Here is a 7,238-nt window from a genome sequence, read left to right on the forward strand (position 1 = left end):
ATTCAAGCAAGCCAACTTGTCGTCAAAATCGGTGTTGCAAAAACGGGAGTGACCATAGATTCCGTTTTCTGAGGCGACCCCCACATAGAGACCTTCCCGGTCATTCACTTTGTAGAGTTTGTCCCTGGGCTTGAGATTGCGCAGCTTGGTATCGGTCAGCATGTACCTTGTCCTTCTTCGTCTCCGATACCCACTCTATTGTAAACAAGACATTTTTATCTTTTATATTCAATGGCTTATTTTCCTGCTAATTGGTAATACCATGAAAAATACCATGCTCAGAAAAGGCTTAACAATATTTTGAAAAATTGCCTACTGAGCGCTGCCGCACAGCTCCATAGGCCGCTTTCCTGGCTTTGCTTCCAGATGTATGCTATTCTGCTCCTGCAGCTAATGGATCACCGCAAACAGGTTACTCGCCTGGGGATTCCCTTTCGACCCGAGCATCCGTATGAGACTCATGCTCGATTATTATTATTATAGAAGCCCCCATGAATAAATCGCTCATCATTTTCGGCATCGTCAACATAACCTCGGACAGTTTCTCCGATGGAGGCCGGTATCTGGCGCCAGACGCAGCCATTGCGCAGGCGCGTAAGCTGATGGCCGAGGGGGCAGATGTGATCGACCTCGGTCCGGCATCCAGCAATCCCGACGCCGCGCCTGTTTCGTCCGACACAGAAATCGCGCGTATCGCGCCGGTGCTGGACGCGCTCAAGGCAGATGGCATTCCCGTCTCGCTCGACAGTTATCAACCCGCGACGCAAGCCTATGCCTTGTCGCGTGGTGTGGCCTATCTCAATGATATTCGCGGTTTTCCAGACGCTGCGTTCTATCCGCAATTGGCGAAATCATCTGCCAAACTCGTCGTTATGCATTCGGTGCAAGACGGGCAGGCAGATCGGCGCGAGGCACCCGCTGGCGACATCATGGATCACATTGCGGCGTTCTTTGACGCGCGCATCGCGGCGCTGACGGGTGCCGGTATCAAACGCAACCGCCTTGTCCTTGATCCCGGCATGGGGTTTTTTCTGGGGGCTGCTCCCGAAACCTCGCTCTCGGTGCTGGCGCGGTTCGATGAATTGCGGCTGCGCTTCGATTTGCCGGTGCTTCTGTCTGTTTCGCGCAAATCCTTTCTGCGCGCGCTCACAGGCCGTGGTCCGGGGGATGTCGGGGCCGCGACACTCGCTGCAGAGCTTGCCGCCGCCGCAGGTGGAGCTGACTTCATCCGCACACACGAGCCGCGCCCCTTGCGCGACGGGCTGGCGGTATTGGCGGCGCTGAAAGAAACCGCAAGAATTCGTTAACTGCACATTCGGGATATTTCTCTATATTCGCGCTTCATCAGAAAACTGAAGGAACCTCCATTGAATCGAACTAATATTTTTTTTGGTGAATCGCATTCTGACTGGTTGCCTGTCAGAGGCGGAGAATCTGGTGATTTTGTTTTTCGACGTGGTGACGGGCATGCCTTCGCGAAAATCGCACCTGCTTCCCGCCGCGGTGAGCTCGCTGGAGAGCGTGACCGCCTCATTTGGCTCAAAGGTCGAGGTGTGGCTTGCCCCGAGGTCATCAACTGGCAGGAGGAACAGGAGGGTGCATGCTTGGTGATAACGGCAATTCCGGGAGTACCGGCGGCTGATCTGTCTGGAGCGGATTTGCTCAAAGCGTGGCCGTCAATGGGGCAGCAACTTGGCGCTGTTCACAGCCTATCGGTTGATCAATGTCCGTTTGAGCGCAGGCTGTCGCGAATGTTCGGACGCGCCGTTGATGTGGTGTCCCGCAATGCCGTCAATCCCGACTTCTTACCGGACGAGGACAAGAGTACGCCGCAGCTCGATCTTTTGGCTCGTGTCGAACGAGAGCTACCGGTGCGGCTCGACCAAGAGCGCACCGATATGGTTGTTTGCCATGGTGATCCCTGCATGCCGAACTTCATGGTGGACCCTAAAACTCTTCAATGCACGGGTCTGATCGACCTTGGGCGGCTCGGAACAGCAGATCGCTATGCCGATTTGGCACTCATGATTGCTAACGCCGAAGAGAACTGGGCAGCGCCAGATGAAGCAGAGCGCGCCTTCGCTGTCCTATTCAATGTATTGGGGATCGAAGCCCCCGACCGCGAACGCCTTGCCTTCTATCTGCGATTGGACCCTCTGACTTGGGGTTGATGTTCATGCCGCCTGTTTTTCCTGCTCATTGGCACGTTTCGCAACCTGTTCTCATTGCGGACACCTTTTCCAGCCTCGTTTGGAAAGTTTCATTGCCAGACGGGACTCCTGCAATCGTCAAGGGATTGAAACCTATAGAAGACATTGCTGATGAACTGCGCGGGGCCGACTATCTGGTATGGCGCAATGGGAGGGGAGCAGTCCGGTTGCTCGGTCGTGAGAACAATCTGATGTTGCTCGAATATGCCGGGGAGCGAATGCTCTCTCACATCGTTGCCGAGCACGGCGACTACCAGGCGACCGAAATTGCAGCGGAACTAATGGCGAAGCTGTATGCCGCATCTGAGGAACCCCTGCCTTCTGCCCTTCTCCCGATCCGGGATCGCTTTGCAGCTTTGTTTCAGCGGGCGCGCGATGATCAAAACGCAGGTTGTCAAACTGACTACGTCCACGCGGCGATTATAGCCGATCAAATGATGAGCAATGCCTCGGAACTGCGTGGGCTACATGGCGATCTGCATCATGAAAACATCATGTTCTCCAGTCGCGGCTGGCTGGTGATAGATCCCGTCGGTCTGGTCGGTGAAGTGGGCTTTGGCGCCGCCAATATGTTCTACGATCCGGCTGACAGAGACGACCTTTGTCTCGATCCTAGACGCATTGCACAGATGGCGGACGCATTCTCTCGTGCGCTGGACGTCGATCCGCGTCGCCTGCTCGACCAGGCGTACGCTTATGGGTGCCTTTCCGCAGCTTGGAACGCGGATGGAGAAGAGGAGCAACGCGATCTAGCTATCGCGGCCGCGATCAAGCAGGTGCGACAGACGTCATACTAGATATCAAGCGACTTCTCCTATCCCCTGGGAACACATCAATCTCACCGGAGAATATCGCTGGCCAAAGCCTTAGCGTAGGATTCCGCCCCTTCCCGCAAACGACCCCAAACAGGAAACGCAGCTGAAACGGGAAGCTCAACACCCACTGACGCATGGGTTGTTCAGGCAGTACTTCATCAACCAGCAAGGCGGCACTTTCGGCCATCCGCCGCGCCCCACAGCTCGGGCAGAAACCGCGACGCTTACAGCTGAAAGCGACCAGGTGCTCGGCGTGGCAAGACTCGCAGCGAACCCGTAGAAAGCCATGCTCCAGCCGCCCGCATTGGAGAAATTCTTCAAATTCCCGTTGCACATAGCCCGGCAATTCCTTTCCCTGCTCTGCCATAANGCGGTCTTCACTGCGTGATCGAGTTGATCGACACCCGCCGTGACACGCTCCATGAAGTGCCTGCCTGCGTCTGTTAGCCGAACGCCCCGCGCATGGCGCTCAAATAGCAGGACACCAAGGTTATCCTCCAGCGCTTTCACACGCGCGCTGACGCTCGACTGGCTGATACCAAGTGCCTTGGCCGCATGCCGAAAATTCAGATGCTCGGCGACGGCGATGAACTGAACAAGGGAAATGAGCGGTATCCTGCCAGACAGGATACCGACATTCACGAGGTTTCGATGGTTAGTGCGCCGCATCGGAGCGGGCCTGCTACCAGTCGTCGGTTAGACGACTGGCGACTTCTCGGTGGCAGCCCCACGGAGCCGAAGGAGCACCAGCCCCAACGAAACCAGTACCGCCATCGCCGTGGCGTAACAGATCACGGGCCACGCTGTGTCACCGTTTAAAAGTGCCACCGCCAATGTCCCGACAATGCTGACTATCAGGCTTTGAACGCAGAAGTAGAACGCGACCGCTGATCCCGCGATGTCGTCGAACTCTGCCAAAGCGCCGTTCGCGGTAACGGACACCGTGAAGACAATACCGACCGCGACAACCCACATCGGTAGGATGAAGGTGAGGAATGACGGCGAGCCGTAAAGTTCGCCGATCCCCAACAGGACCGCTCCGCAAACAAGCAACGCCATCCCACGCGCCACGCATCCTGCGATGCCCCATCTGGCGACAAAGGACTTCGCGAAACGGGTTGTCACGATCATTACAAGCGCGACAGTGGCGAAGGCAAAGCTGAATCCGATCTCGGAATATTCCGCTTGGCCTATGAGCACACTGGGAGCCGTCGAGAAGAAGACGAAGTAGGTGCCCATACCGGCGCTAAAGCCGACAGTGTAAACCCAAAAAGCCGGACTCGCGAAGATCGGCAAGACAGATCGGCGCGTCTTGACTTGATCCAGAGGGCGGGTTTCGTGCCACCTGAAACCCGCATTTAGGAGTGCGAGCATCGCCAGTATAGCCAAAGTAATGAATATCGCCTGCCATCCCAAGAACTCGCCGATCAATGCTCCGGCGATAGGGCCGAGCGCAGGCACGAACGCCAGCATCGAACTGAAAAGGCCGTAGATGACGACACCCTCAGGACGGTTGGCATAAACGTCGCGAACCGTCGCGAACGTCGCCACCAGCATGGCCGACGCGCCCACTGCTTGAAGTAGACGGAAAGCGACAAAGGCCGGTGCAGTTGAAGACCAAGCTGCTCCCAGAGACGCAATGACGAAAGCCGTTGCGCCCGCAAGTAGAATTGGCCGTCGCCCGATTCTGTCTGAGAGCGGACCAAAAATCACCTGGCCCACGCCGAGCATCACCATATAGAGGCTCAACGTGAGTTGGATCATAGCGGGCGTCGTGTTCAGGATGCCGGGCATCGCTGGAACGACAGGGAGATAAATATCCATCGCCAGTGAAGCGAGGATGTCGAAAGGAGCCATCAGCAGCAGTGCTGCCGGCAGCGTATAGGCCCACGCGGGGCGTGTGGTGGTCATGACGAATCAACCCTCGATTAAGGAATACCGGGCGACGTCTGCTCGTCAGCAATCAGATGAGACTAGCCTTACAGAGCGCCGCAACAACAATACTGGTTGTTGCGGCTTACTTGTCTGCTGACTTGGAATTTCCCATCTGATTACTCCACGCTTACGAATATGAATTGCTACATTTTATCCGATTATCTTTTGCTTCGCAATGCGGCATGGGCGCACTCAGCGTTCCAGCCCCCTCTGCCGCCCTAACTGCCACGACACCGACCCGCCCTGCACGATGCCCATAACCTCGCGGCCGAGTTGGCGGTCGATGATCGGCCGCCACGGGACAAGGGTGAACTCATGGGATTTCTCGACCACGGCGAACTTGCCGCTCGATAGATGCACGGTTCCGGTAAACTTGCCGCTGACGCTCTCGCCGTCCGTGGCGGCGCGGAACGGCAGGCCCTTACTCAAAGCCATATCCGATCCGACGCCGGCTACCTCGCGCTCCCGCAGGATGGCGAGAAGGTTGCGCCGGTAGAAGACGCGGCTGTCCCGGCTGCGGGTGGCGTCGCCCTGTTCGATATGGTGCTCGCGGCGCTGGTCCATGGCTTCGCGGACTTGTTGCCCGAAGCCGGTTGGCGCAAGGTCGGCCGTCTCGCCGTGGATCAGCCGCCGGTCCAGCCAGGTCGCGCCGTCCGATCCGATCTGTTTGTTCAGATCGACCGGGGAAAGGACGCGAACGCTGGCCTGACTGTCTCGGCCGGCGTCATGGGCGGCGGCACGGCTGACCAGATCATCGGGGATGCGCCATTGGTCGGCGTCGATCCGCTCGACGATACCGGCCCGGCGTAGCGCCTCCAGCCGGCGCACATGGGCATCGACATAGCCCTCATAGTCGCCGCCTGGAACGCGGCACGTATAGGAAGAATAAACGCCCTTTTCACCCAAGTCCAACAGCTTTGGACCGCAGTTGACTCTTTCGACACCCCTGCGATGCAACCCAATCCGGCTGACGGGGAGCCAGCAACGCTGAAAATTTACCCTCCTCTTTCCCACTAGCGGCTCCTTTTCCGACAACCAGCACGGCGGATCCCTGCCGCGGCGCTGTGAACGCAGCATTTTGATTGGTATCGTTGGCCTTCAGGCTCGTCAGTCAAACAGACCCAGGAGCAGCTCAGCCGGTGGCGCCCGGCTTTCGGGTAACGCCCTGGTCCCGCTGGTTTCGGCTTTGTGCTTCAGGTGATCAAGGATCTGCTTGATCACTATAGGGTCTTCAATGCAGGCGATGACTTTCATGGCGCCGCCGCAGCCGCTGCAGGTCTCGATGTCGATATTGAAAACACGCTTGAGCCGTTGCGCCCATGTCATCGACGCTCGCCGTTGTGCTGGTGTTGCCGGTTCATCAGCCACCCTGACCTTGTTGCCCCTGCCCCGTTTTGCCGGCGTGACCAACGCCCGGTGCCGACTGTTGGGTGCGAACACCCCGTGGAAGCGGGTTAGGTTGACTCTGGGCTTCGGTACCAGGGCGGCCAGCCTTGCAATGAAATCCAATGGTTCGAAAATGACGTGCGTGGTGCCGTCCCGGTACGGCATCTTGAGCTGGTAGCGCACGTTGCCGCCTCGTGTTAACGACAGCCGCTTCTCGGATACCGCCGGGCGGCTGATGTACCGGCACAGCCGTTCGAGCTTCTTGCGTTCATCGGCCCTGGCCGCCACGCCGGCGTGCAGGCTGGACCCGGCTACCTTGCCAATCCCGTCACCGAACGGATCACCACTGGTCGGCAGAGTTTGCAAAGTGAACACCTTTCGCCCCGCCTGTGAACCGACAGCGATACGGTAAGTGATCGAGTGCCCCAGCAGGGGTGTCATCGGGTCGTCATCCACCGCATCCGAGGCCAGATAGCTGTTTTCGACATCCCGTTCCAGCAGGCCTTGCCGTTCCAGATAGCGACCCACCCGGTGGGCGATGGTGTGCGTCAGCTGGGTGAGCTCTGGGCTGGTCGGCGCCTTGACCCAGCGGAAACGCGCTGAGCCGTGGGATTGCTCGACATACACACCGTCGAGAAACAGCATGTGGAAGTGAACATTCAGATTGAGCGCCGATCCAAAACGCTGGATCAGGGTGACCGCGCCCGTCTTGGCCACTTGGTGGGTATGGCCCGCTTTCTTGACCAGGTGCGTGGCAATGACGCGGTAAACGATGCCCAGCACCCACCCCATGATCTCGGGCCGGCTGGCAAACAGGAAACGCAGCTGAAACGGGAAGCTCAACACCCACTGACGCATGGGTTGTTCAGGCAGTACTTCATCAACCAGCAAG

General features: G+C 57.9%; 6 protein-coding genes and 3 pseudogenes. 3 read left to right on the plus strand and 6 right to left on the minus strand.

Annotation, left to right across the window (positions count from 1 at the left end; translation table 11 throughout):
• Nucleotides 1–162: pseudogene (locus JQ822_RS24740) on the minus strand (Arm DNA-binding domain-containing protein); the annotation flags it as partial.
• 329 nt (nucleotides 163–491) lie between these two features.
• Between JQ822_RS24740 and sul2 the strand changes: the two are divergent.
• The 3 genes from sul2 to JQ822_RS24180 are packed head-to-tail and all read left to right on the plus strand — an operon-like array spanning nucleotide 492 to nucleotide 3,007.
• Nucleotides 492–1,307, plus strand: a complete 816-nt coding sequence (sul2, locus tag JQ822_RS24170) for a sulfonamide-resistant dihydropteroate synthase Sul2 (protein ID WP_001043260.1) — start codon at nucleotides 492–494, stop codon at nucleotides 1,305–1,307.
• A gap of 60 nt (nucleotides 1,308–1,367) precedes the next feature.
• Nucleotides 1,368–2,171 carry an aminoglycoside O-phosphotransferase APH(3'')-Ib gene (aph(3'')-Ib, locus tag JQ822_RS24175; protein WP_001082319.1) on the plus strand — a complete coding sequence of 268 codons (804 nt, stop codon included), beginning with the start codon at nucleotides 1,368–1,370 and terminating at the stop codon, nucleotides 2,169–2,171.
• The gene (locus JQ822_RS24180) at nucleotides 2,171–3,007 is read left to right on the plus strand and encodes an aminoglycoside O-phosphotransferase APH(6)-Id (RefSeq protein ID WP_000480968.1); all 837 of its coding nucleotides are present in this window, start codon (nucleotides 2,171–2,173) and stop codon (nucleotides 3,005–3,007) included. The genes aph(3'')-Ib and JQ822_RS24180 overlap by 1 nt, the downstream gene beginning before the upstream one ends.
• 106 nt (nucleotides 3,008–3,113) lie before the next feature.
• Here the strand turns inward: JQ822_RS24180 and JQ822_RS24185 are convergent.
• From JQ822_RS24185 to JQ822_RS24205, 5 genes and pseudogenes are all read right to left on the minus strand, one after another.
• Nucleotides 3,114–3,383, minus strand: a pseudogene (locus tag JQ822_RS24185) (IS91 family transposase); the annotation flags it as partial.
• Nucleotides 3,384–3,466: 83 nt separating this feature from the next.
• Nucleotides 3,467–3,694, minus strand: a pseudogene (locus JQ822_RS24190) (helix-turn-helix domain-containing protein); the annotation flags it as partial.
• A gap of 27 nt (nucleotides 3,695–3,721) precedes the next feature.
• On the minus strand, nucleotides 3,722–4,936 hold the full coding sequence (gene floR / locus JQ822_RS24195) for a chloramphenicol/florfenicol efflux MFS transporter FloR (RefSeq protein WP_044862717.1): 1,215 nt from the start codon (nucleotides 4,934–4,936) through the stop codon (nucleotides 3,722–3,724).
• Nucleotides 4,937–5,152: 216 nt separating this feature from the next.
• Nucleotides 5,153–6,037 (minus strand): DUF3363 domain-containing protein, encoded by an 885-nt coding sequence (locus tag JQ822_RS24505; RefSeq protein ID WP_001447541.1) that lies wholly within the window; start codon nucleotides 6,035–6,037, stop codon nucleotides 5,153–5,155.
• A 30-nt stretch (nucleotides 6,038–6,067) separates the two neighbouring features.
• Nucleotides 6,068–7,238: IS91-like element ISCR2 family transposase (locus tag JQ822_RS24205; RefSeq protein WP_213135448.1), on the minus strand; the 1,171-nt coding region annotated here is incomplete at its 5' end.

Origin of the sequence: Citrobacter sp. FP75 (genome assembly GCF_018342065.1) — a bacterium.
Taxonomy (GTDB): Bacteria; Pseudomonadota; Gammaproteobacteria; order Enterobacterales; family Enterobacteriaceae; genus Citrobacter.